The 21,789-nt window shown below is 60.8% G+C and carries 27 protein-coding genes and 4 tRNA genes; 14 read left to right on the top strand and 17 right to left on the bottom strand.

The window, feature by feature from the left end; translation table 11 throughout:
• Window positions 1-8: 8 nt before the first annotated feature.
• From ACMUVN_RS15350 to ACMUVN_RS15360, 3 genes are read right to left on the bottom strand one after another with little or no spacing between them, the layout of a single operon-like run.
• Window positions 9-1,028: an alpha/beta hydrolase family protein gene (locus tag ACMUVN_RS15350; RefSeq protein ID WP_414815241.1), complete on the bottom strand. Its 1,020-nt coding sequence runs from the start codon at window positions 1,026-1,028 to the stop codon at window positions 9-11.
• A gap of 34 nt (window positions 1,029-1,062) precedes the next feature.
• Window positions 1,063-1,572 (bottom strand): hypothetical protein, encoded by a 510-nt coding sequence (locus tag ACMUVN_RS15355; protein WP_047616589.1) that lies wholly within the window; start codon window positions 1,570-1,572, stop codon window positions 1,063-1,065.
• A gap of 4 nt (window positions 1,573-1,576) precedes the next feature.
• Entirely contained in the window at window positions 1,577-2,350 is a 774-nt protein-coding gene (locus ACMUVN_RS15360) for an NAD kinase (protein ID WP_047616590.1), read from the bottom strand.
• Between the two features lie 157 nt (window positions 2,351-2,507).
• Here ACMUVN_RS15360 and ACMUVN_RS15365 point away from each other — a divergent pair.
• Window positions 2,508-2,583, top strand: a tRNA-Thr gene (locus ACMUVN_RS15365).
• Window positions 2,584-2,773: 190 nt separating this feature from the next.
• Window positions 2,774-3,547 carry a S1 family peptidase gene (locus ACMUVN_RS15370; RefSeq protein WP_414815242.1) on the top strand — a complete coding sequence of 258 codons (774 nt, stop codon included), beginning with the start codon at window positions 2,774-2,776 and terminating at the stop codon, window positions 3,545-3,547.
• 12 nt (window positions 3,548-3,559) lie between these two features.
• Here the strand turns inward: ACMUVN_RS15370 and ACMUVN_RS15375 are convergent, their stop codons facing one another.
• From ACMUVN_RS15375 to ACMUVN_RS15425, 11 genes are all read right to left on the bottom strand, one after another.
• Entirely contained in the window at window positions 3,560-3,919 is a 360-nt protein-coding gene (locus ACMUVN_RS15375) for a hypothetical protein (protein ID WP_414815243.1), read from the bottom strand.
• A 174-nt stretch (window positions 3,920-4,093) separates the two neighbouring features.
• Window positions 4,094-4,594 carry a hypothetical protein gene (locus ACMUVN_RS15380; protein WP_414815244.1) on the bottom strand — a complete coding sequence of 167 codons (501 nt, stop codon included), beginning with the start codon at window positions 4,592-4,594 and terminating at the stop codon, window positions 4,094-4,096.
• A gap of 10 nt (window positions 4,595-4,604) precedes the next feature.
• Window positions 4,605-5,330, bottom strand: coding sequence for a hypothetical protein (locus ACMUVN_RS15385; protein ID WP_414815245.1), 726 nt, complete (start codon window positions 5,328-5,330; stop codon window positions 4,605-4,607).
• Window positions 5,331-5,341: 11 nt separating this feature from the next.
• The gene (locus tag ACMUVN_RS15390) at window positions 5,342-6,004 is read right to left on the bottom strand and encodes a hypothetical protein (RefSeq protein ID WP_414815246.1); all 663 of its coding nucleotides are present in this window, start codon (window positions 6,002-6,004) and stop codon (window positions 5,342-5,344) included.
• A 50-nt stretch (window positions 6,005-6,054) separates the two neighbouring features.
• Window positions 6,055-6,714, bottom strand: coding sequence for a phage terminase large subunit (locus ACMUVN_RS15395; protein ID WP_414815247.1), 660 nt, complete (start codon window positions 6,712-6,714; stop codon window positions 6,055-6,057).
• Window positions 6,715-6,985: 271 nt separating this feature from the next.
• Window positions 6,986-7,387 carry a hypothetical protein gene (locus ACMUVN_RS15400; protein WP_414815248.1) on the bottom strand — a complete coding sequence of 134 codons (402 nt, stop codon included), beginning with the start codon at window positions 7,385-7,387 and terminating at the stop codon, window positions 6,986-6,988.
• Window positions 7,388-8,301: 914 nt separating this feature from the next.
• The gene (locus ACMUVN_RS15405; RefSeq protein WP_414815249.1) at window positions 8,302-9,894 is read right to left on the bottom strand and encodes a TOTE conflict system archaeo-eukaryotic primase domain-containing protein; all 1,593 of its coding nucleotides are present in this window, start codon (window positions 9,892-9,894) and stop codon (window positions 8,302-8,304) included.
• A complete protein-coding gene (locus ACMUVN_RS15410) occupies window positions 9,891-10,343 on the bottom strand; it encodes a hypothetical protein (protein WP_414815250.1) in 453 nt (150 codons plus the stop codon). Before ACMUVN_RS15410 ends, ACMUVN_RS15405 begins: the two co-directional genes overlap by 4 nt.
• Window positions 10,336-10,542, bottom strand: coding sequence for a helix-turn-helix domain-containing protein (locus tag ACMUVN_RS15415; RefSeq protein ID WP_414815251.1), 207 nt, complete (start codon window positions 10,540-10,542; stop codon window positions 10,336-10,338). Before ACMUVN_RS15415 ends, ACMUVN_RS15410 begins: the two co-directional genes overlap by 8 nt.
• 122 nt (window positions 10,543-10,664) lie before the next feature.
• A complete protein-coding gene (locus ACMUVN_RS15420) occupies window positions 10,665-11,318 on the bottom strand; it encodes a hypothetical protein (RefSeq protein ID WP_414815252.1) in 654 nt (217 codons plus the stop codon).
• Window positions 11,315-12,637 carry a tyrosine-type recombinase/integrase gene (locus tag ACMUVN_RS15425; protein ID WP_414815253.1) on the bottom strand — a complete coding sequence of 441 codons (1,323 nt, stop codon included), beginning with the start codon at window positions 12,635-12,637 and terminating at the stop codon, window positions 11,315-11,317. Before ACMUVN_RS15425 ends, ACMUVN_RS15420 begins: the two co-directional genes overlap by 4 nt.
• A 358-nt stretch (window positions 12,638-12,995) precedes the next feature.
• Here ACMUVN_RS15425 and ACMUVN_RS15430 point away from each other — a divergent pair, with 358 nt between their 5' ends.
• Entirely contained in the window at window positions 12,996-13,409 is a 414-nt protein-coding gene (locus tag ACMUVN_RS15430; RefSeq protein WP_174824454.1) for a hypothetical protein, read from the top strand.
• 32 nt (window positions 13,410-13,441) lie between these two features.
• Here ACMUVN_RS15430 and ACMUVN_RS15435 read toward each other — a convergent pair whose 3' ends face one another.
• Window positions 13,442-13,579: a hypothetical protein gene (locus ACMUVN_RS15435; RefSeq protein ID WP_164735934.1), complete on the bottom strand. Its 138-nt coding sequence runs from the start codon at window positions 13,577-13,579 to the stop codon at window positions 13,442-13,444.
• Between the two features lie 64 nt (window positions 13,580-13,643).
• Complete coding sequence (locus ACMUVN_RS15440; protein ID WP_179867807.1) at window positions 13,644-13,802, bottom strand: hypothetical protein; 159 nt, start codon at window positions 13,800-13,802, stop codon at window positions 13,644-13,646.
• A gap of 207 nt (window positions 13,803-14,009) precedes the next feature.
• Here ACMUVN_RS15440 and ACMUVN_RS15445 point away from each other — a divergent pair, with 207 nt between their 5' ends.
• A complete protein-coding gene (locus ACMUVN_RS15445) occupies window positions 14,010-14,750 on the top strand; it encodes a hypothetical protein (RefSeq protein ID WP_414815254.1) in 741 nt (246 codons plus the stop codon).
• A gap of 29 nt (window positions 14,751-14,779) precedes the next feature.
• On the opposite strand, the gene rlmB is transcribed toward ACMUVN_RS15445, so the two are convergent.
• Entirely contained in the window at window positions 14,780-15,670 is an 891-nt protein-coding gene (gene rlmB / locus ACMUVN_RS15450) for a 23S rRNA (guanosine(2251)-2'-O)-methyltransferase RlmB (protein WP_414815255.1), read from the bottom strand.
• Window positions 15,671-15,871: 201 nt separating this feature from the next.
• Between rlmB and ACMUVN_RS15455 the strand changes: the two genes are divergently transcribed.
• From ACMUVN_RS15455 to rplA, 10 genes are all read left to right on the top strand, one after another.
• Window positions 15,872-15,956, top strand: a tRNA-Tyr gene (locus ACMUVN_RS15455).
• Window positions 15,957-15,980: 24 nt separating this feature from the next.
• Window positions 15,981-16,054 (top strand) — tRNA-Gly (locus ACMUVN_RS15460).
• A 348-nt stretch (window positions 16,055-16,402) separates the two neighbouring features.
• On the top strand, window positions 16,403-17,578 hold the full coding sequence (gene tuf / locus ACMUVN_RS15465) for an elongation factor Tu (RefSeq protein WP_028757605.1): 1,176 nt from the start codon (window positions 16,403-16,405) through the stop codon (window positions 17,576-17,578).
• A 202-nt stretch (window positions 17,579-17,780) separates the two neighbouring features.
• Window positions 17,781-17,915: a hypothetical protein gene (locus tag ACMUVN_RS15470; protein WP_414815256.1), complete on the top strand. Its 135-nt coding sequence runs from the start codon at window positions 17,781-17,783 to the stop codon at window positions 17,913-17,915.
• Window positions 17,916-18,144: 229 nt separating this feature from the next.
• Complete coding sequence (locus ACMUVN_RS15475) at window positions 18,145-19,038, top strand: NAD-dependent epimerase/dehydratase family protein (protein ID WP_047620026.1); 894 nt, start codon at window positions 18,145-18,147, stop codon at window positions 19,036-19,038.
• Between the two features lie 168 nt (window positions 19,039-19,206).
• A tRNA-Trp gene (locus ACMUVN_RS15480) sits at window positions 19,207-19,282 on the top strand.
• Between the two features lie 194 nt (window positions 19,283-19,476).
• Window positions 19,477-19,677 carry a preprotein translocase subunit SecE gene (gene secE, locus ACMUVN_RS15485; RefSeq protein ID WP_003573826.1) on the top strand — a complete coding sequence of 67 codons (201 nt, stop codon included), beginning with the start codon at window positions 19,477-19,479 and terminating at the stop codon, window positions 19,675-19,677.
• Between the two features lie 17 nt (window positions 19,678-19,694).
• On the top strand, window positions 19,695-20,225 hold the full coding sequence (gene nusG / locus ACMUVN_RS15490; protein WP_003547516.1) for a transcription termination/antitermination protein NusG: 531 nt from the start codon (window positions 19,695-19,697) through the stop codon (window positions 20,223-20,225).
• 176 nt (window positions 20,226-20,401) lie between these two features.
• Window positions 20,402-20,833, top strand: coding sequence for a 50S ribosomal protein L11 (gene rplK / locus ACMUVN_RS15495; RefSeq protein ID WP_047620024.1), 432 nt, complete (start codon window positions 20,402-20,404; stop codon window positions 20,831-20,833).
• 4 nt (window positions 20,834-20,837) lie between these two features.
• Complete coding sequence (rplA, locus tag ACMUVN_RS15500; protein ID WP_414815257.1) at window positions 20,838-21,539, top strand: 50S ribosomal protein L1; 702 nt, start codon at window positions 20,838-20,840, stop codon at window positions 21,537-21,539.
• The last annotated feature ends 250 nt before the right edge of the window (window positions 21,540-21,789 follow it).

Raw genomic sequence — 21,789 nt, forward strand, 5'->3', positions numbered from 1 at the left:
TTCTTTGTTCAGACCATGGCGCTGACGTCGCTGTCGTGAAACAGCGCGGCCGACAGATCGGCAATCTGGTCATGAATGGCGGCGCGTTCGATGCCCGGGGGATCGGTAAAGAGTTCTGCGGCAAAGGCGAGGCCGAGCGCCGTGCCCTCCGGCACGAAGACATAATGTCCAAGGCCGCCGCCGAAGATTCTAAGACGACTGCGTCGCAGCCGTGCATGCAGCCATGACGAACATTCCTCCGCCGGTGCCGCCGTGTCGGCATCGCCGACCAGGATAAGGGTGGGCGCATCGACGGCCTTCAGGCTTTCCTCGCTGAAACAGAGAACGGACCGGCCCGGCGCGCAGACGAGCGCGGCCTTGATTCTCTCGTCCCGGTAGGACTGCGACACGCGCGACCATGAATCGCGAAACACATCGCTGGTGCGCAGCAATGTCGGGATATGGTCGGCCAGGTCGGGAAATTCCCTTGGTCCGCGCGAGACACCGGATTTCATCCGGGACGGGTCAAACTGCGAGAACTGGGCGACAGCACCAAGCAGCAGCATCACGCTATAGGCTCCGGCCGAAAATCCGGCCGCAAACACGCGGGCCGTTTCGATATGGCCCGACAGATTGCCGAGCCAGTCATCGCTGTGGTCGAGCATGTAGCTGAGGTCGGGTGCCCGCTCCCAAAGGCAGGCAAAACCTTCGGCGCGATAAGGCTCGATGCCGGTATTGCCGTGATGGCTGACGCCGAGCGCTGCAAATCCGCGATCGACCAGGCGTCGCGCCAGCCACTCCAGTCCGGCCGCGGATCCGCCGGTGCCGTGCGACAGAAGGACGAGGGGGTAGGGCCGGGCCGCCGGCCGGATGGGCGCATCGCGGGCAACAGTCGCCTTCTGAAACCAGCTTCTTTCCGTTATATCGCTTTCCCGGGCGTCATCGGCAGCCGGGTACCAGAGCGACCAGTTGATCGGCCTGGGGCCGGCTGCGTCCCAATTCGACCTCTTCTTGTCGTAGAGGATGCCCTCGCGATAGCCCAGTTTCATCGCCCAGATGTCTCTCCGAACAATTCCCAGCCGTTCAATTCGTCGCCTTCTCCACGGTGATGTCGCCGAATTCGTCGATCAGCACGGTCCAGCTATCCGGCTCGGCGGCGGGATCGGTCTTCAGATAGATCGTGGCAAACAGCCCCGGCTCCTTGATGATGCCGTTCGAATTCTCCGGGCGTATATCGGTAACGTAAGGCTTCAGGTCGCTGATTTCCTGCAGTTCGATGGTCGAGGCGATCGCCGGGCCGGTCTCGGTCTGGGCAATCTGCTGCAGGTAGACCTTCGAGGTCCTGTCGGCCTGGCGGACGGCAAAGAGCTTGTAGTAGCCGTGGCGCTGGGTGGCCTTTCCCTCGGGGTTGGCGACGCTCTCGGCACCCATCGGCGCCCGCTCGACATCAGGTGCGTTGCCGTCATCCTCCCAATAGCCGGTGCTGGTCGCGAAAATCACCGATGCCGGCAGGATGGCATCCTGCGCCGGGGCGGCTGCGACCGACCATCCCAATAGGAAAATGGTGGTCGTCAATATCCCTCGCATGGCCATCGTCTCAATCCTTGAACTGCTCGGCGAGAATACGGTCGGACCAGGAGCGGTCGGGATCGGAGAGGATGCGCGCCGTCATATGCTCCGACTGGGCGATTCGGATATGCAGCACCGACTTGACCTCGGTATTGTCGGCCACGGCGTTCACCGGCCGCTTCTCCGGCTCGAGAATGTCGATATCGACGGTCACTTTGTTCGGAAGCAGCGCGCCCCTCCAACGCCGCGGCCTGAACGCGCTGACCGGCGTCATCGCGAGCAGCGGCGCTTCGAGCGGCAGGATCGGGCCATGGGCGGAAAGATTATAGGCCGTCGATCCGGCCGGTGTCGCCACCATCAGCCCGTCGCAGATGAGTTCCTCCAGGCGGACGCGCCCATCTATCATGACCCGCAGATTCGCCGCCTGATAGGACTGGCGAAAAAGATAGACCTCGTTGATGGCGAGCGCCGTCGAGTTGGTGCCGTCGGCATTGGCCGTCGTCATCTGCAATGGCCGGAAGACGTTTTCGACGGCGAGGCAGATGCGTTCCTGAAGCTGTTCGGTGCGATAATCGTTCATCAGGAAGCCGACCGAACCGCGATTCATGCCGTAAACCAGTTTGCCGGAGTTCATGGTGTGGTGCAGCGTCTGTAGCATGAAACCGTCGCCGCCAAGCGCGACGATGACGTCGGCTTCGTCAGCCGGCACGTCACCATAGAGGCGAATCAGCTCCTCGCGAGCGGCAAGCGCCTCCGTCGTTGGTGAGGCGAGAAAGGATAGCGTCTGAAATGAACGGCCCATGCAATGCCCTTTATGATGCTGTCCTAGCTAAAGGATAAAGGCCTTGTACGACAAGGACGTTTTCTGCCGCGAAGCGTTTTGAGCCGCAGCCGACCTGTTCGCGCAGGCACGGATTTCCCTTTACAGAATCATAGAATCTGCTAGTTGGGCAATTATTGCCCTTGTAGCTCAGTTGGTAGAGCACCTGATTTGTAATCAGGGGGTCCCGGGTTCGAACCCTGGCGGGGGCACCAAATTTCCTTTAATTCCAATAACTTGCGTCGCCTCCTAATAGTGCGTTAGCTGCGGCTGCCGTTGGGCTAACGCGGCGCTAACGATTCGGGCGCTTGAATGGTCGCATATCCGTATATGACCGCACAGATTCGCACTCGCCTCTGCGCTATTTTCGTGCATGCTCCACGTGAATTAGGGGCGACGACGCGAATGACGACAATAGATCATTTCACGCTAACCACCGTTCCACTTGAACTGCAATTCAACGACACTCCGCTTGAGGGGCACGGCACGGGATTCATATGGAAGAGCCAGGGAAGGTGGTACTTGGTGACCAACTGGCATGTGCTCTCCATGCGTGACTTCTTCACACTTGCCAATTTGAGAGACGACGCTGGTAGACCGAACATCGTCCGCGCTCTTTTCAACATAAGCACGGGATCAGTTGAAAAGCGGCGATGGGACATCAGGATCAGAGATGACGATGACGAGCCGCTCTGGTTAGTACACCCGAGTAGGCGCGTTGATATCGCAGTCCTCCCGCTGCCCTCCGGGCCAGAAGCCGCGAATGTCACCCTTTATCCGCTGAATGTCTTAGCAAATGCAGACCTTCGCATTGAGATCGGGCTGGAAGTCTTCATCCTCGGTTATCCGTTTAAGAAGATCGAGCTACCCGCTTATCCCGTGTGGAAGCGAGGAAGCATCGCATCGGAACCGCAACTAGCGCTCCTCGAGACAGGCTACATGCTGGTTGATACGGCTTCGAGGCCCGGTATGTCCGGAGCGCCGGTTATCCGTCGAAGCTGGACAAACCACATGGAGCAGCCAGGTGTGATTGGCATTTTGAGTACTCCATTGAATAAGTTCATCGGTGTATACTCGGGCCGGATTAAGACAGATCACTCTTACGAAGCCCAACTCGGGCTTGTATGGGATGGTTCGCTGATCGATGAAATCATCGCTGGAAATATCAAGGACAAGTGATCAGGACTACCGCTAGATCAGCCGCCTGACAGCGTCATCGGCCTTGTCCCACACCCGGCGCAGCGCGGTAGCGTGGTCGTCTTGCATGGAGAAGAAGGCACGGTGAGGTAGCGCGTCAGCAACAGCCTTCCAGTTCATGCCTGCCGCCCGGCGCACGACCACCTCCCTAAGCGGCGGCAACAGTGCATTCACCACGGCGACAATCTCCTCGGCGGCCTCTTCCATGTGGCGGCGCTCCACCCGGCGGGCGCTTGCATCGTCCTTATCGGCGTCGTGCACGAGCTTCATCCAGTTCTCGCCAAGCTCGGCCGCGAGTTGCTGGAAGACCGCATGGTTGAGGACGAACTGCCTCTGCCAGCTTGCCCGCGCCAAGCCGGGACCGACAATCCGCTCGCTATGCATCCGGGGGAGGACGACGCCGTAGACCAGCCGCAGAGCCTTCTCGGTGCGGCGCAGTGGGTCGTCGGACGCGACTCTAGGTGGGCGGTCGGGGTCGCGGTCCGCCCTTATGCGACTCGGAGGGCGGCCCCTCTGCTGAGCCATCGGTCAGTGCAGGTTCTTCAGGCGGGCAACTTCGGCGGCGAAACCCCCGGCCTCGGCGCGGTCAGGTGCGGCGTAGTGTTCGCCATCCTCGGCGACCCAGTTGACCGCCGCCATCTCGGCTTCCTCGCGTCCGCGCCGCCCTAAGATGAAGACCTTGCCGTCCTTGATGCCGAACTTGTGCTGCGACATGAACAGCGCCACGGCACCGGGCATAAGCTCGGGCCGGACGAACTTCGCTAACTGCTCCCGCACCGTCTCGACCACGCGCCGCCGGTTGCTCTCATCCTTCAGCTGAGCGTTTTCGCCGCGCAGTTTATCATCCTCCAGAGCCCTGGAGACGTTGGCCACCAGTGCGTCACGGTGCGCGTGGTCAAGCTTTAGCCGGTCGCCGCTCTGCTTGTAGAAGTCCCGCAAGCCCTCGGGAACGTCCTCGATCGAGGCGACTTCTTCTGGCATATCCTGCGCGCTCGTCAGCACGCCCTCAAGATCGATTTCAACCTTCATTGCTTTGCTCCTACTCCTGCTGTGCGATTGCGGCTGCGATGGCTGCCTCGGCGGCCTTTGCGTTGGCGGCTGCCTCGGCGATTTGGGTGGCCGAGCCGGTCGTCGCGGTCTCGATGTAGCTGATGAACGCGCGCCCGCTGCGCTCCGTGGCTTCAAGCGCGGCGGTGAGCCGCTTAAGCCGCGCCTCATCCTCCGGGTGGAACGTTGTCCGGTAGCGGTGGCGGACCATATCTTGGCGGATTTGGCTCATGCCGGCCAGCATTGCCGGGCCGCGTAACACAGCAGAGATGATGCTCACGTCCATTTCGACGAATGCCTTGCCGACTACCTCATCGCGGGCTTTTTCGGGCATGCTCGCCAGCCGCGCTCGGATCTCAGCCTCGAGCCCGGCGGAGAGTTGATCGCGAGGGGCCGGGGGTGTGCTGGTGCGGGCTCTGATCTCCGCTACTTCCTGCTGCACGCGCGCCTTGGCTTCGTCCAGCTTCTTCGCGGTGGTCTCAGCCAGCTTAAGAGCGTTGTCCCTGAGCTTGAGGCGGGCGGCATCCGGCGACATTAGCCGGTCCTTGGCGAGCGTGTCGGCATAGGCCGCAAGAGACTCGCTGTTGAGCCGAGTGGTGCGCACGGCGGTAGCGAGCGAGGCAATCGTCGCGTCGTTCTCCACCTCACCGCTGGGCTTGCGGGGATAGTGCTGCTCGACGGCAGCCTCGTGAATGTCTTGCGGTGGTCTAAGCTTCATCGTCTTCTCCTTCAGTAGAAACCGGAAACGGCAGATTGGCCTCCGCCTGTCCGGGGACGCGAGGCCCACCAGAGAGCGATGGCGATGCTGAGAATGAGGTCGTCGTGCTTGCCTTCGCGGGCGTTGAAGCTAGCGCGGCCAGCGGCGCTGACGGTGCGGCGGAAGTCCTTCAGCTCCTCGGCTAGCGCTCCAGCGTCGGTCAGCTCAGCGGCAAAGCGCAGCTCACCAACGTGCAGCCGGGCGTCCACGGTGCTGATGAGATGCGCCTTCGGCACGTGCCAGCGGCGGTTCTCGGGATTGGTGATCTCGTTGCCGGCGGTGATGGCGACCCGTTGCGGTCGCATGCCGGCGGAGTCGAATATGTCAGAGACGGCCCGTCCCACGCCCGTCTCGTCAACCACAAGGTCGCAGCCGTCGCGCAGGGGCGGGCGGTCCAGCAGTTCGCCAACGCGCCCCACGACCTGCGGATAGGGCGTGCCCAGCGGCACGCGCTCCAGGGCGCGTACATCGAACCGGGTCTCGCCACGTTCGCGTGTTACGTTGGGCCTGACGTGATCGCCGTAAGAGAGGCTCCAGTCGCCCGTCGGCGTCACCGTATGGTGGATGACGGATATGGCGGTGGGATCGTTCGATTGCCCGAGGTCCACACCCATAATGAAGCGACTGACCGGCACGACCGGTATGCGCTGCCACGGTCCTCTGCCGCCCCGGCCTATGGGGTGTCCTACCATAGCGCTCTGACCTCCTGCGTGAATGCGGCTTGGATGATGGCGAGCGGGAAGACGGCCTCCTCGGGGTCGTGGAACTCCAGGCCGTACTCCTCGCTGAACTTGATTGCGCCGAGGGCTTTCAGTTCCTCGTCCAGAAACGCCTGCGTGATCCGGGGGCATTCGCTCGCTGGAACCCGCACACGCTCCCACGCGGGATCGTCGCCCACCCATGCCTCGTAGAACCAGCCGCGCTTGCCCGCTGGCGTCGTGAGGGCGACTAGGCGAGCGTCGGGTTTTGTCGCCATCATGGGCCTTACCGCCGTCAGCAGCTCGTCCTCGACGCGCGCGGCCTCATCCATGACGACGAGGTCCACCCCGGCAATTCCGCGGATGGTCTTTTCGGTGCCTGGGAGCGAGAGGATGCGCGCGCCGTTCGACAGCTCCGTGCCCTGCTTGCTTTCGGCGGTGGGGCGCGGCGCACCGGGCAGCCGTCCAAGGAAACCGACGATGGTGCGGAACAGCTCGTTGGACTGGCGCTGCGTCGGGCTGACGACGACGATCTGCGCTGCCGGGACGAAGAGCGCGGTCTGGATGACGAGGAAAGCCGCGACGGTGGACTTGCCCGATTGGCGCGAGCACAGCAGCAGGGAGCGCCGGGGGTTGGCGTCTAGCAACGTTGCCTGCCATGGGTCAGGCTCTATGCCGCACTCGCGGGCCAAGGCGACGGGGCTCAGTGCGCGGGCAAGGTCCCGGGCTAGCATCGGTGCGGCCTCTGCGATTGGAAAAAAGAGGCAGACCGGCGCGCGTCAGGCAAACACAAAGGAGGAGGCCCGAAACAACGCACAGGGAAACCAGCCGGCAACCTGTGCGTCGGCACTGCCGGTCTGCCTGCACCCAGCGCACGCGGCTGCGCTGGTACTCTGAAGTCGAGCCTGCCGAGGTTCTTCATGAGCCACGACCCCCGTTGCCGGGTACAGGGCCGCTGGCGTAGGTATGGTCGATCACCATACCGTCGGCGAACCGGGTCTCTAGCCCCTGGAGCACCAGCGCGACGGCCTGCCGTGCGTCGGGGAAGCCCCGCAGCGCCTTGACCAGTTCCGTACGCATCTCGATGTAGACCGGGGATACGAGCACGTTGTTGTTGATGGTGGTGCCTGTGTTCAGGTCGCCAAGCAGCTTGCCCGTCAGTTCGAAGTTGCGGTGCAATTGGCCCGCGACCCGCTGCGCCCCCGCCGTGTCCATGACCTCTTCGGCAGCGTCCATCATGGCAAAGAGCCGGTGGCGAAGCGCCACGATGTTCGACAGCAGGCTCTGGGACTCCGTCTCTCGCAGCCGGTCGATGTCCATCGGCATCTCCGGCCCGGCCAAGAGCTGCGCCTTCAACTGAGGCGGCATATGGTTCTTGGCGTGGCGACGGAGGCTATCGGAGCCCAGTTTGTATCGCTTGGCTAGGGCGGCGAACGGTACGTTGCGAGCCAGTGCGAGGTCGATGGCCGCCCGCTCACGGTGCCTGCAAACTGAACACTCTGGACCTCGTTTGGCCATTGGCGGCGGAACTCGCTAAAACGGTCGGCGGGTTACTTTTGATTAGCTCTGCGTTAGCTGAAGCAATCCTAGGTTGTATATTAGCGTGCTAAGCCTTTGTTTTAAAGGGTTTTATTATGGGTTAACCTGCTAATAGACTATAAGGCGGTCGCAATCGCGCAGGGGCAATACGCGTAAGGCAAAGGGCGACGACGCGGGAAGGAGGGCGGCGAAAGGTTATAACGGTTCAGCGCGACGAGGCTCAGCCAGTTACCGGGGGATTCCACGTCGCCGACAGCTACCCGCGTCTACCCGTATCAGATTGGGATCATAAGGGTACGCTAACCGCCGGAAAAAGCTCCTTAAAATGCATGCGTACCCGTATTACCCTTATTACCCTCTCACGACGCAGGCGCGCTTATATACGGGCGTATACGCAATAGGTTGCGGGTATGTCGCCTAAGACCCCCCCGGCATCAATGATCCTCGGACCACCGTCCGCGCCGCCTTAACCCGGCCCCTTCCCACGCCGCACGAGCGCCGCCGACCCTGGCATGAGCGCCCGCTCTCGCGGCGGGGTCGGCCACTAGGGTAGGGTCGCCGGGAGGCGGGCGCTCTCCAGCGGCCTGCCAAGGCGGTTTTTCTTAAACTGCCTCCACCATCACTATAAACTGGCCGCGCCACCAGATTCGTGATCCGCACCGCGCCGCCGTTACCCTTGTACATTCGTGGTTCCGTCAAATTGGCGGCCTTTCCGTCTTCGGCAGCGGCAGCTTCGGCGTTGCGTCGAAGAGTTCGGCCGGCACGTAATGGACCTTCACCGGCTTACCCTTGATCATCTTCTTGGTCTCGATCAGATTTTCCGTGCCGATTGCTCGTCTTACCCAGCGACCAGCTATGTTGGGCTTCATCCTGCCGAAGCTGGAATCCCCGCGCAGCAGAAACTTCTGAAAATCTTTGAACAGGAAGTAGCGTCGCCCTTCGTCCTCATCGAGGTACGGCTTGCCCAGCAGAACCTCATCAAGTGTTTCGGCCCTGTGCTTATCGGTCACGAAGACCCGCAGCAGCTCGCGCATCTCGTATTCCGGCGTCTCGGTCTCCGGTATCTTCTCGAACGTTGCCTGCGCCCGTGCCTCGCGCAGTTTTTCGTACCACGTATCTTGCTTCACTTGATCAAAGATGGCGCCTAGCCGGGCCGCACATCTCACGTTGAAGGTGTAGTAGTGCATGACCTCCTTGACGGGGAGAACGATGTCGCCCCAGCCCCTCAGCGTCAGTCGCCACTCGTCCTCCTCGCCGCCGACCAAAACGACGATCCTGTCGATGTCGGGAAATCGACCGCCACCGCCGTCGCCATCGCCCAGACGCGGCGGGTTTCCTTCCTTCTCGCCCCATTCGACGTTGTGCTTCCATTGCTCATCGAATTCCTGATCATTTTTGCCGAGCTTGCGCCAGACTTCGCGCGCCCGCCACTCCGCCGCTGGCTTGTCGATGGTGATCACGGCGGAGCATCTGCCGACGTCGCGTGCAACCCGCATCAGCTTATCGTCGCGGGTGCCGTGCGGCGCTTCCGCAAGCTTGCGCAGCCATCGCGCTAACATCTTCTCGAACTCATCGCTCGTTAGATCACCCCCGGCATGAGCCGAGTTCGGCCGATCCGGGGATGCCTTGAGCGCCATGAGCTGAGCGGGCGTCACGGATGACCGCTCGGCCAGATCGAGGAACTCCGCAACACTCTGGGCCAGCCCTGAATCCTTGACCGCATATCTATCCGTCCCGTCGCCGCCGAAATATGGGACGTTCAGCCATCCGCCGGTCTTGTCGATGTCGGAATTGCGCGCCTGCTTAGGGAAGATCTCCGTCTCGGGCGGATAACCCAGGCTGGTAGCGATCTCGCGCAGCTTTTGCTGAAGATCGACGGCGGGCATCGGAGATGAGAGGAAGAAGTATAGATGGGCACCGCCTGACTTGCTGCGACACACGATCGCAGAAAGCCCTGCGGCCCTGACCCGCCTAACCAGAGCGGCATGATCTGCCTTCCGGTCGTCATCGTCGATGCAGCCCCAGAGGCAGGTGTCGTCGGGTCTCAGCGGGCAGATGCCAAGCGGTGCTGCACCGTCCAGATGGCGCTCCCACAATGTTGGCGTTGGTGGCTCGCGGATCGTTCTTGCTGAGCCTCTTATGCTCATCTTCTCGCCGGGCTCGACCAACGTCGGCTCGTGTCGGTAGGTGCCGTGATGGGTAGTGGCACCCGCGAACAGGACGTGAAAGCGCTCCGCGTAGGCGCGGCTCTCGTTGTTGATGGTGGTGTCGGTGGGAAGGCTGCTCATTCGCTGCCTTCCTCTGGCTGGGGGCCGGAAAGATGAATACCGTGCACATCGCACTTGGAGCAGGCATATATAGCGCCCCAACCGAGTAGGCGGTTCCAGAAGCGGATCACTCGGAGCGTTGAGTCATCGAAGGCAAGCGCCTTTCCGACACCGTCCTCGTTTTCGAGCAAGAAGCCGTAGGCTCGTGACCATTCCGACAGCCGCAAAGCTTCTGCGTTGCAGGACGGGCATTCTTCATCGAACCGGTTCTCGTAAAAGGATACCCACTCGCCGTTCTCACAGCGATCATCGTGCAGCTTAAGTAGATCCTCTATATCTTGATTGTAGCCAATCGGCGGTAGAGGTTTACCCTCGTCCGGCGGCACGCTATTATTGGACCCGTCGCTGAGTGGATTACCGGTCGGAGGAGGGGTTGCAGCCCCACCCCGGCTCTTATTCTTTTTAGCCATTGACGGCCTCCGCGACCTGGACCTCGCCGCGCCGAATGAAGGTATCGAGATCGGCGCGCCGATACATGACCCGACGACCAACGCGACAGTAGGTTGGCCCGGTTCGGCGCCAACGCCACCAACGCAAAGTATCTACGGGAATTCCGCCGAGGTATATCCCCGCAGCTGCGGGCGTAAGTAGTTCATTTTCACCAGCCATTACTTTCTCCTAAAGCAAGATCGCTACCTTTGGTAGTAACAGTCAAACTATAGGGCTGGTTGGCGCTTGTACCTATCTGACCTTTTAAACCGGCGGCAGTTTTTTAAACCGGCGGCAAAAATCTAGTCACTGGTGGGCGCATGCCTGATGTGCACAACAAGGACTCCCAGCATGTAGCTCTCGCTGCGGCCCTTCTTTAGTAGCTTCTCAATGCTTTTTGCGTTGGCTTCGTATCGCTCTTCGTCGGTGTACGGCTTCTCCTTGTCGGAGTGCGGCTGCTTCTCGCCGGTCTTCTCCCCGCGCAGAATTGCGATGAGCCGGGAAGCAATACGGTCGAAGGCCGCGCCTACCCGCGCCACGTCGTCGGGATAGTGCTGGCGAAGGATCGCGTTGATCAGTTGCCAGTCCTCGAAGATGCCCAGCCGAGGGCGCTCCGACAGGTCCGCGTTGGGGGCGAAGGCCTTCTGCTCTATCAGGTGGGCTGCGAGATTGACGAACTTCTGGCTGGCCGCACCGCTGCGCAGGTGCAGCGATGTGGCCTTCCATCGGTCCTTTCCGCCGTCCAGTGCCCGCACCAGCAACGCCTTCTCCGCACGGGTCATAAAGTGATTGTCGTCGAACGGGTCGTGGTTGGCGTCCTGCCACGCCTCGTACGCGGCAGCGATCCGGCTAGGGGTACTGCCATCGATGCTGTCATCGATCCACGAGGCGAGCGCTCCAAGCCGCGCCCAGTCGTTGCTGTTTTCCGGCCACGCGGGCTTCTGGTCCTCGCTCACTCTTTCTCTCCCCTGATAGGCACCACGACGCCATTCTTGGCGGCAGCCTGCACCATGGCAACGCGCCGCTCGGCCAGGTCCTTCGACGCCGCAGCGAGTTCATCCCGACTGACGTGAGAATAGCGCATGGCCGTGGCAACATTGGCGTGGCCGACGATCGCCATTTGCAGCGGTAGCGGAATGGACTTGTCGGTGTAGGTCTTTGTAGAGAACCAGTGCCGGATAAGGTGCAGCGCCGCGTTCTCGTTAGCCGCAACGCCCGCTTCCTTCATGACGCGCTTGAAGCCCGATCTTAGAACGTCCACCCGCAGCGGCAATTCCGCATCCGTAGCCGGACATACCCACGGCGATTCAACGATGCGTTGAGCACCGTCGAGCAGAGTCTGGATCTCCGGCGTAATTGCCTTCTCCATCCGTCCGGTCTTGGTCCTAGGCCAAATGATGAGACCGTGCTCGTTGTCGATCCATTCCCAGCGTAGGCCCGCAATTTCGGCGGCGCGGCATCCCGTTGCGAAGAGGAGGCGAATAGCCAACGCCACCGATGGCAGAACCTTGTTCTTGGCCTGGAGCTCGTCGGTTGCGGCAAGAAGGCGGGCGACCTCGTTCTCACTGAATAGCCGCTCGCGCCTGCGCGTTCCCTTCAACCGAAGACCGGCGAAGTTGATGGGCACAGGGTTCCTGCGCAGCTTGCCCTCATAGGTCGCCCACCGAATAGCCGACGACAGCACCCTAATGACGCCAGCGGCCTGCGTCGTCGCTGGGGGGAGGGGCCGCGCATTTGGGCTGGCTTTGCCGCGCCGTTTTCGCGGGCGGTTCTTCAGTTTGTCGTACAGCGCGCTCACGTCCTCCGTGCTTAGGTCGTCGATCTTAATCTTCCCGATCTCGGGCTTGAGGACCTTGGTGACGATGCGGTCATACTCGGACCAAGTCTTCTCTTTGAGCTCCTTCTTGGCGTGCTCGGAGATAAAGGTATCGAGCACGTCACCAACGCTGAAGGCCCGCGCCCGGCGCTCGGCCTCGCGCTGTGCCTCGCCCCGCTCAGCGACCGGGTCCTTCCCCCGGTAGAACTGACTGGCCATCTCCTGCGCTTGCGCGAAGGCATCATCGGCGGTTGTGGCCTTGATGGTCGCCCACTTGGGTTTGCCAGCGTTGCGATATACGTAGACGAATGATTTAGCCCCACTCGGCCGGATGCGGAGGCCGAAGCCCGTCAGGCGCTCGTCCCAGATAACACGAGTGGTTTTGCCGTCGGGGTGCTTCTGCGCATTGTCGTATACGGCGCGGGTCAATTTCTTCTTTGGTTCAGCCTGCTTGCTCATCGACGTTCTCCAGCTAACGTACAGCTAACGCCAGCTCCGGCGTTAGCCAGCGCAGGCCAGCTCTAAGCTAACTTGAAATATCCAGAAAAGATAGTATGTTCAATTAACTACACGCCACTGCCAGCTCTAGGCTAACGCTAGCAAGCGCTCATCCAGCCCTATTTGTAATCAGGGGGTCGCGAGTTCGAACCTTGCCGGGGGCACCAGCCTACGCTCTGTGAGCTTCGGCTCGGCGAGCCGAAGAAAGCTGCTAAGCGGAGGCGCCGCCTTCGCAGGCCATAACCTCGGTTCGACGCTGCTTTGTTCGATCGCACCCAGCAGATTTTTTTAATAGCCCGCATCGCTCGATGAACAGCGCGTGAAGGGCTGCTTCAGCGCCAATTCAGCCGCGCCCGACTATCTTCGCCTCATCATCAATGAGGAAACAGCCATGAGGCTCGCACATCTCTTTCTCGCCGCAACCATTTCAGTCGGTGGGGCTTTCGCGTCCGTCGCACCGGCGGCCGCCATGCCGGTCGAGCGGCCGGCCGTGTCGGCACAGGGCGATATCGTTCAAATTCGTGATGGCTGGCGACGTGATCGCGACCGTGACGATGGTGACGACCGTGGCTGGCGTGACGACCGTGGCTGGCGCGACGAGCGCGATTGGCGCCGCTCCGATTGGCGCGATGATCGCCGTCATTGGCGGCGGTGGCGTGCCGAGCGTTGGCAGGAACGCCGCGAGTGGCGCGATCGTGATCGCGGCATGCCGTTCTGGCTCTACCGCAGCTGAAGATAAAGGCCCGGATCATCCGGGCCTTTGTTTTAATGCGCGATAGGCTCGTTGACGCTCGCCTCGATCCTGTCGCCATTGCCGGTCTCTCCGGCGCCCGATGGCGACATCATCGCGATGCTGAGCACGGAGACGACCATGAAGGCGACGACGGCGATCATTATGCGCATGAGCGTTCAATCCTCGTTCGATTCCGGGATTAACGCGTAAGCGCCCTCCGCGTTCCGGCCGGGATTATTGCACCGGTCCCGGCGTCGCGGGGCCGGGCGCCGTCGGCGACAGGGGATCGGGCTGGTGGATGGGATGCGAGGTGTCCACCCAGATGATGCTGAGAATAATCACGACGAAGACCGCGATGAAGAGGATACCGAAAATCAGCGGTCGAATGGCCATGATGGGAATCGTTCCTTCTTGCTTCTGACCGGTCGCGCCAACCGGTCATCGCCCGATCATAGTGTTCCGGAAGGTCTTTCCAAGGCAAAAGTGGATTTCTCCGGCATCGGCCAGGCGTTGCACGGGCCTTGCCGGCATCCGTTTCCCATCTGTCGCGCCGGATCGAACCATGTCAGAGATACCGAAGCATTTCAGAGGCGGACTGTGATGAAGCGGACGATCACGACATCGACTATCCTTGCGGCGCTGATTTCCTTGGCCGGAGCGTCCGAAAGCCCGGCACCGTTCGACAGGCCGATAAAAGTGGACGTCGTCGCGATGCCTAAGGACGAACTCAATCCTGATGCAAAGCCGAAGATCACCTGCAGCCGTTATCCCGCCTTCATGGTCAAGGAAGTCGATCTCGGCGAGGTCGGAGCCGAAAAGCTGGCGCTGCTTGCCGCCGATGCGCCCTGTGAGCGCGCCGACGAACGCGAGCGGGTGATCGAGGACGATATAGCCGGTTATCTCATGGGCGTCAGCGGCGGTTTCGTCTTGTTCCGGGCAGCGGACGGGTGGAACGGCGGACTGCCTTTCGTCGTCTACGATGCGGCGACGGGCGAGCGGCTACTCGACGATTCGTTTGAGGGCGACAATTTTGCCGCCATTAGGAGCGGGAAGGGGGAGCTGACCCTCGACTTCCGCCGCGTCTACACGGCGTCCTGCTCGCTCTATCTCGATGGTGCTGCCTGCGCAAAGGCGATCGCCGCCGACACCGGGCTGCCGCTGAAGCAGCTGACGGATTGTGCCTCAGCCTACAAGGCGGAAATCAAACGCAGCCCCGGCCACGCTGGTGAAATCGAGAAGCTGCCGAGCGTGATCGTCTATCCCGTTGAGGTGGCCTATGTGGCCGGCGATACACTGCGCCGACCGCTGGACGGACCTGCCAGCTGCCAGACGCCGAGCTGAGCAGGAGCGCGGCGTCCGAGCAGGCCAGCCTATGCCTTCAGGTGGAGACGCGCCGCATAAAGCGCGATCGCTGCGGCATTCGAGACGTTGAGCGATTTGATCGCGCCCGGCATATCGAGGCGGGCAAGTGCGTTGACGGTTTCCCGCGTCTTCTGCCGAAGTCCCTTGCCCTCGGAGCCGAGCACCAGCGCCACCTTCTCGCCAGAGAAGGTGCCTTCGAGCGGCGCCGGCCCTTCCGAATCGAGGCCGATGGTGGAGAAACCGAGCTTGTGCAATTCGCCGAGCGCATCCGCGAGATTGGTGACCTGTATATAAGGTATCAGCTCCAGCGCGCCGGAGGCGGACTTGGCGAGCACGCCTGACTCGGTCGGGCTATGTCTCTGGGTGGTGATAACGGCGCCGGCATTGAAGGCGACGGCTGAACGCATGATCGCGCCGACATTGTGCGGATCGGTCACCTGATCGAGGACGAGCAGGAGAGGGCTGTCCTTCAGCGCTTCGAGCCGGCGTACCGGAAGCGGCCGTGTTTCCAGCATGACGCCCTGATGGATCGCTTCCGGGCCGAGCACCTTATCGATCTCCTGCGGCGAGACGATTTCGAAGGGAATGCCGAGCGCTTCGACGTCGACTTCGAGCCGCGCCAGCGCATTCTGCGTCACGAACAGCTTGATCTTCTTGCGCTCGGGATTGTCGAGGGCGGCGCGCACCGTATGCAGGCCGTAGAGATGCACCTGATCGGGGGCAAGAGCCGGCGGCTTCCAGTCCTCAGCCCCGCGCCTGCGCTTCTGCGGCTGAGGTGTCGGAATCTCGCCGCGTTCGCGCTTGGCGTCACGGTGGGCGCGCCGCAGATTGGCGTAATGCGTATCCTTGGCGGATGGGTCTGTCGCGGACTTGCCGCCGGATTTGTTGTCTTTGCTCATGCGGCTTTATAGCTATGGCGCTCGCCGCCGCATAGGCTTTCTTTCATATGCCGGCTTTCGGCGGCGAATGAAATTTTTCGTGTTTTTTCCGTCGTCATCGTGTTGACAGACTGAAATGCTCCGGTCATATACGCGGCGCAGACGACGGGCGGCAACGCTTCGAAGTCTGACGAACTTGGTCTAGCGATCCGGACGAAAACTGGAGAGATGCCCGAGTGGTTAAAGGGGACGGACTGTAAATCCGTTGGCTCAGCCTACGTTGGTTCAAATCCAACTCTCTCCACCATTCGTCATCGGATCGGACCACCCCGCGGGTATAGCTCAATGGTAGAGCAGCAGCCTTCCAAGCTGAATACGCGGGTTCGATTCCCGCTACCCGCTCCAGTTTCCATGAAGCCAGTTCATACGACCGCCGCCGCGGTAGTTTTTGGATGTTTCCGCGCTGGCGGTGAATTCCACGATGGCGGCCATCGCCTGACGGGCGAGGGGCGGTCGGCGCCGACCGCCTGAGCTTCGTCCCCCAGTCGTCCATGCGATTTTCTCTGAGATTTCAGGGATTTTCGAGGGCACTTCGGCGAATCGCCTTGCAGGCGGCGAATTGTCTCCCATATGCGCTGTCAGGCCAAGAATGGCGTCTGCAATTAAGTCTTGCGCAATGTCGCCGAAAGCCTTAAACGGCGGCACTAAACCGGTTCGCCGGGGCCCACCATTTCGTTCACAGGAAGCATTCAAATGGCAAAGAGTAAGTTTGAGCGCAACAAGCCGCACGTCAACATCGGCACGATCGGCCACGTTGACCACGGCAAGACGTCTCTGACGGCAGCGATCACGAAGTACTTCGGTGAGTTCAAGGCGTACGACCAGATCGACGCGGCTCCGGAAGAAAAGGCCCGTGGCATCACCATTTCGACGGCACACGTCGAATATGAGACGCCGGCCCGCCACTACGCGCACGTCGACTGCCCCGGCCACGCCGACTACGTCAAGAACATGATCACCGGTGCTGCCCAGATGGACGGCGCGATCCTGGTGTGCTCGGCCGCTGACGGCCCGATGCCGCAGACGCGCGAACACATCCTTCTGGCCCGCCAGGTCGGTGTTCCGGCGATCGTGGTGTTCCTGAACAAGGTCGACCAGGTTGACGACGCCGAGCTTCTCGAACTGGTCGAGCTCGAAGTTCGCGAACTGCTGTCGTCCTACGACTTCCCGGGCGACGATATCCCGGTCGTCAAGGGTTCGGCGCTTGCTGCTCTCGAAGATTCGGACAAGAAGATCGGCGAAGACGCGATCCGCGAGCTGATGGCTGCGGTTGACGCCTACATCCCGACGCCTGAGCGTCCGATCGACCAGCCGTTCCTGATGCCGATCGAAGACGTGTTCTCGATCTCCGGCCGCGGCACGGTTGTGACCGGCCGCGTCGAGCGTGGCATCGTCAAGGTTGGTGAAGAAGTCGAGATCGTCGGCATCCGCCCGACCTCGAAGACGACGGTGACCGGCGTTGAAATGTTCCGCAAGCTGCTCGATCAGGGCCAGGCCGGCGACAACATCGGCGCGCTGATCCGCGGTGTGAACCGTGACGGCGTCGAGCGTGGCCAGATTCTCTGCAAGCCGGGTTCTGTCAAGCCGCACAAGAAGTTCATGGCGGAAGCCTACATCCTGACGAAGGAAGAGGGTGGCCGTCATACGCCGTTCTTCACCAACTACCGTCCGCAGTTCTACTTCCGCACGACCGACGTGACGGGCATTGTGACGCTGCCGGAAGGCACGGAGATGGTTATGCCGGGCGACAACGTCACGGTTGCCGTCGAGCTGATCGTTCCGATCGCGATGGAAGAAAAGCTGCGCTTCGCCATCCGCGAAGGCGGCCGCACCGTCGGCGCCGGTATCGTCGCTTCGATCGTCGAGTAACTTTCGAGTTATCCGCAATTATGAAGACCCCGCTGGAAACAGCGGGGTTTTTCATTTTCATGGCTTCCGGTAGGTTTAACAGGTGTTGTAAAAATATCGTTAAATTGGCCTGTCACAGTATTTTGTTCATCTCACATTCAGAAACCGGTTTGTGAATGGCCCATTTTAGTCCAGACTCCTTCTTGCAAAGAGGAGAGCCCGGATGATTCCAAAGGCCACATTCGCTGCGACGATATTCGCTATGTATGTTTTCACGATGTTTTTCATCGCTGCAATTCCGCAAGAGGTTGTTCAGGCAGCCGGAGTGCAGGTCAACGAGTTAAGCGTCGTCAAGTGACGACGTTGGAGTTAAGCGTCGTCAAGTGACGACGCTGGAGGTAAGTGTCGTCAAGTGACGACCCTTGCAGATCATCGCAGCCTTCTGCGATGATCGGAAATGATCGGCCAGGCGCTCCCGGATAGGATGCTCCTGGCGACGCGGGGGTGAACCCTTGCACGACGCTCGCTTGCTCTTCGCGCGGAAGCGTCTCACTATGCCTCCGATTTCATGACGCGGAGGATATTCCATGAAGAGACGCATTCTGTTCACGGGCGGTTCGGGCAAGGCAGGTCGCCATACTGTGCCATGGCTCGTCAATGCCGGTTACGAGGTTCACAACCTCGATCTCGTGCCGCTGGATAGCCCCGGCGTCACCAATCTCATCGCCGACATCACCGACAGCGGTCAGGTCTTCAATGCGCTCTCGATGCATCGCGATTTTCCCGATCTCGATGCGGGCAGGGGCGTGCAGCCCTTCGATGCCGTCGTGCATTTCGCCGCCATCCCGCGCATTCTGATCAAGCCCGACAACGAAACCTTCCGCATCAACACGATGGGCACCTACAATGTCATCGAGGCGGCGGTGAAGCTCGGCATCAGGAAGATCATCGTCGCATCGAGCGAGACGACCTACGGCGTCTGCTTCGCCGAAGGCCATCGCGATTTCCACCATTTCCCGCTGGAGGAGGACTACGACGTCAATCCGATGGATTCTTACGGCCTTTCCAAGGTGGTCAACGAAAAGACGGCGCGCGCCTTTGCCGAACGCTCGGGTTTCGACATTTATGCGCTGCGCATCGGCAACGTCATCGAGCCGCACGAATACGAGAAATTCCCTACCTTTTTCGCCAATCCCGAGATGCGCAAGCGCATCGCCTGGAGCTATATCGACGCCCGCGACCTCGGACAGATCTGCCATCTGTGCATCGAGAAGGACGGTCTCGGCTATCAGGTCTTCAACGCCGCCAACGACACTGTCTCGGCCAACACGCCGTCGAAGGAGCTTGCAAAGCGATTCTTCCCGAACGTGCCCTTCACCCGCGAGATCGGCGAATATGAGGGTCTGCTCTCCAACCGCAAGATTCGCGAGGTGCTGGGCTTTAAAGAAGAGCACGATTGGCGGAAATATGTGAACCTCTGAACGGATCTTGGTCGCCCGGTGGAAAAGCCTACTGCTCGCATATGAGGAGAATGGCTTTGAAAATCGAAAATCGTGCTTGCCAATCCCGTGCCGTCGTCTTAAAGGGAGCGCCATGCTTTTCAGCAGCGATTTGCGGGCCTTGGCCCTGGCGCTGAATGACAGGTATGAAGGGGTATAGCTCAGTTGGTAGAGCGGCGGTCTCCAAAACCGCAGGTCGTAGGTTCGAGCCCTACTGCCCCTGCCATTCTCCTTGATGCGGGACAGCGCGGACATGCTCGCGGCATTCCGGCCGGGGATTGATGGGTGGTAAGTAATTTCGTTAAACTTCGGTTTCCCTCTTGTGTATTCGGAAATCGGTGTTTATTTAGGGTTCAACAGACACGCGGTGCGTGGGGCTGATAGTTTCAGCTTTACGCGCCGTAATTGCGTGGGCAGTCGATGGCATCCAAATCCAATCCGTTTGCGTTTCTGCAGCAGGTTCGCTCCGAGACGTCCAAAGTTACATGGCCGTCGCGCCGCGAGACGATGATCTCGACGGTTATGGTGCTTGTGATGGTGGTTTTCGCCGCGCTGTTTTTCTTTGCCGCTGACCAGCTGATCGGCTGGGTCCTGAGCTTCGTGCTGAATACCGGCAACTGATACGGGTGGAGATGAAAATGGCGGCACGTTGGTACATCGTCCACGCATATTCTAATTTTGAAAAGAAGGTGGCTGAAGACATCGAGAACAAGGCTCGCCAGAAGGGGCTGGAGCACCTGTTCGAGAAGATCCTCGTGCCGACCGAAAAGGTGGTGGAAGTGCGTCGCGGCCGCAAGGTCGATTCGGAGCGCAAGTTTTTCCCGGGCTACGTCATGGTTCGCGCCAATCTGACGGATGAAGCCTATCACCTGATCAAGAATACGCCGAAGGTCACAGGTTTCCTCGGCTCCGACAATAAGCCCGTTCCGATTCCGGATTACGAAGCCGAGCGCATTCTCGGTCAGGTCCAGGAAGGTGTCGAGCGGCCGAAGGCCTCCATTACCTTCGAGATCGGCGAGCAGGTCCGCGTTTCCGACGGCCCGTTCGCGTCGTTCAACGGCACGGTTCAGGATGTGGACGAAGAACGTTCGCGCCTGAAGGTGGAAGTGTCGATCTTCGGCCGCGCAACGCCGGTCGAGCTGGAATACGCTCAGGTCGAGAAGGTCTGATTGCAGAGACTGGAGGCTGGCCCTTGCGGCCTGTTTCCTGCGGACTTTGTCCGCATCCGCGTGGAAGGTGAGGGGTCTTAGCCGGACCCTAACGATCCGCACCACGCAACCGCAGCCGCCGGAGAGATCCGGCATCACGGGCCGGGCGACCGGCCGTTCATGAAAGGCAGAGAGATATGGCTAAGAAAGTTGCAGGCCAGCTCAAGCTTCAGGTCAAGGCAGGATCGGCAAACCCGTCCCCGCCGATTGGTCCGGCGCTTGGTCAGCGTGGCATTAACATCATGGAATTCTGCAAGGCGTTCAATGCCGCCACGCAGGAAATGGAAAAGGGTATGCCGATCCCGGTCGTCATCACCTATTACCAGGACAAGTCCTTCACCTTCGCGATGAAGCAGCCTCCGGTCAGCTACTGGCTGAAGAAGGAAGCGAAGATCACGTCCGGTTCCAAGACGCCCGGCAAGGGCGCCAAGGCCGGCTCCCTCACCAAGGCTCAGATCAAGACGATCGCAGAAGCCAAGATGAAGGATCTGAACGCAGCGGATATCGAAGGTGCAATGGCGATGATCGAGGGCTCTGCCCGCGCCATGGGCCTGGAAGTGGTGGGTTAAGATCATGGCTGGTAAGCGCACGCAGAAGATCAACGAAGGTGTTGATCCCACCAAGCTCTACGCTCTGAGCCTGGCCATCGGCATGGTCAAGGAACGGGCTGTCGCCAAGTTCGACGAAACCATCGAAGTCTCGATGAACCTCGGCGTCGACCCGCGCCATGCGGACCAGATGGTTCGCGGCGTCGTCAACCTGCCGAACGGCACAGGCCGTACGGTTCGCGTCGCAGTCTTCGCGCGTGGCGCCAAGGCTGATGAAGCCAAGGCTGCCGGTGCTGATATCGTCGGCGCTGAAGAGCTCGTCGAAATCGTCCAGGGCGGCAAGATCGAATTCGATCGCTGCATCGCCACCCCCGACATGATGCCGCTCGTCGGCCGTCTCGGTAAGGTTCTCGGCCCCCGCGGCATGATGCCGAACCCGAAGGTCGGCACCGTCACCATGGACGTCGCCGGAGCCGTCAAGGCTTCCAAGGGCGGCGCTGTCGAGTTCCGCGTCGAGAAGGCTGGCATCGTCCATGCCGGTATCGGCAAGGCCTCTTTCGACGCCAAGGCTCTGGAAGCAAACATCCGCGCCTTCGCTGACGCCGTCATCAAGGCAAAGCCGGCTGGCGCCAAGGGCAACTATGTCAAGCGCGTGGCGATTTCCTCGACCATGGGCCCGGGCGTCAAGATCGAAGTCGGCTCGGTCACCGCAGCTCCGACTGCATAAGTTCGCGCCCAAGGACTTGGGCGCAATGGTCGGGCTTTGAGCCCGGCGACTGAATTTCCGGCCTCGCAAGGGGCCGGAATATTCCGGAGAAATCCGGAATCCTGTCCGAGATTGCAGGTGGTTTTCCCTTAATCACTTGGCCTGCATGAGACGGGTAAGACCCGAATTGCATGAAGTTCGCTTCTCGTAACTCGGTTCGAGCCTTGGATGCCTTGTGCCTCTTTAGCCTTGATTGGCGCGGGAGCGCGGG

Source organism: Rhizobium sp. IY2, assembly GCF_047532935.1.
In the GTDB taxonomy this organism is placed as follows: domain Bacteria; phylum Pseudomonadota; class Alphaproteobacteria; order Rhizobiales; family Rhizobiaceae; genus Rhizobium; species Rhizobium anhuiense.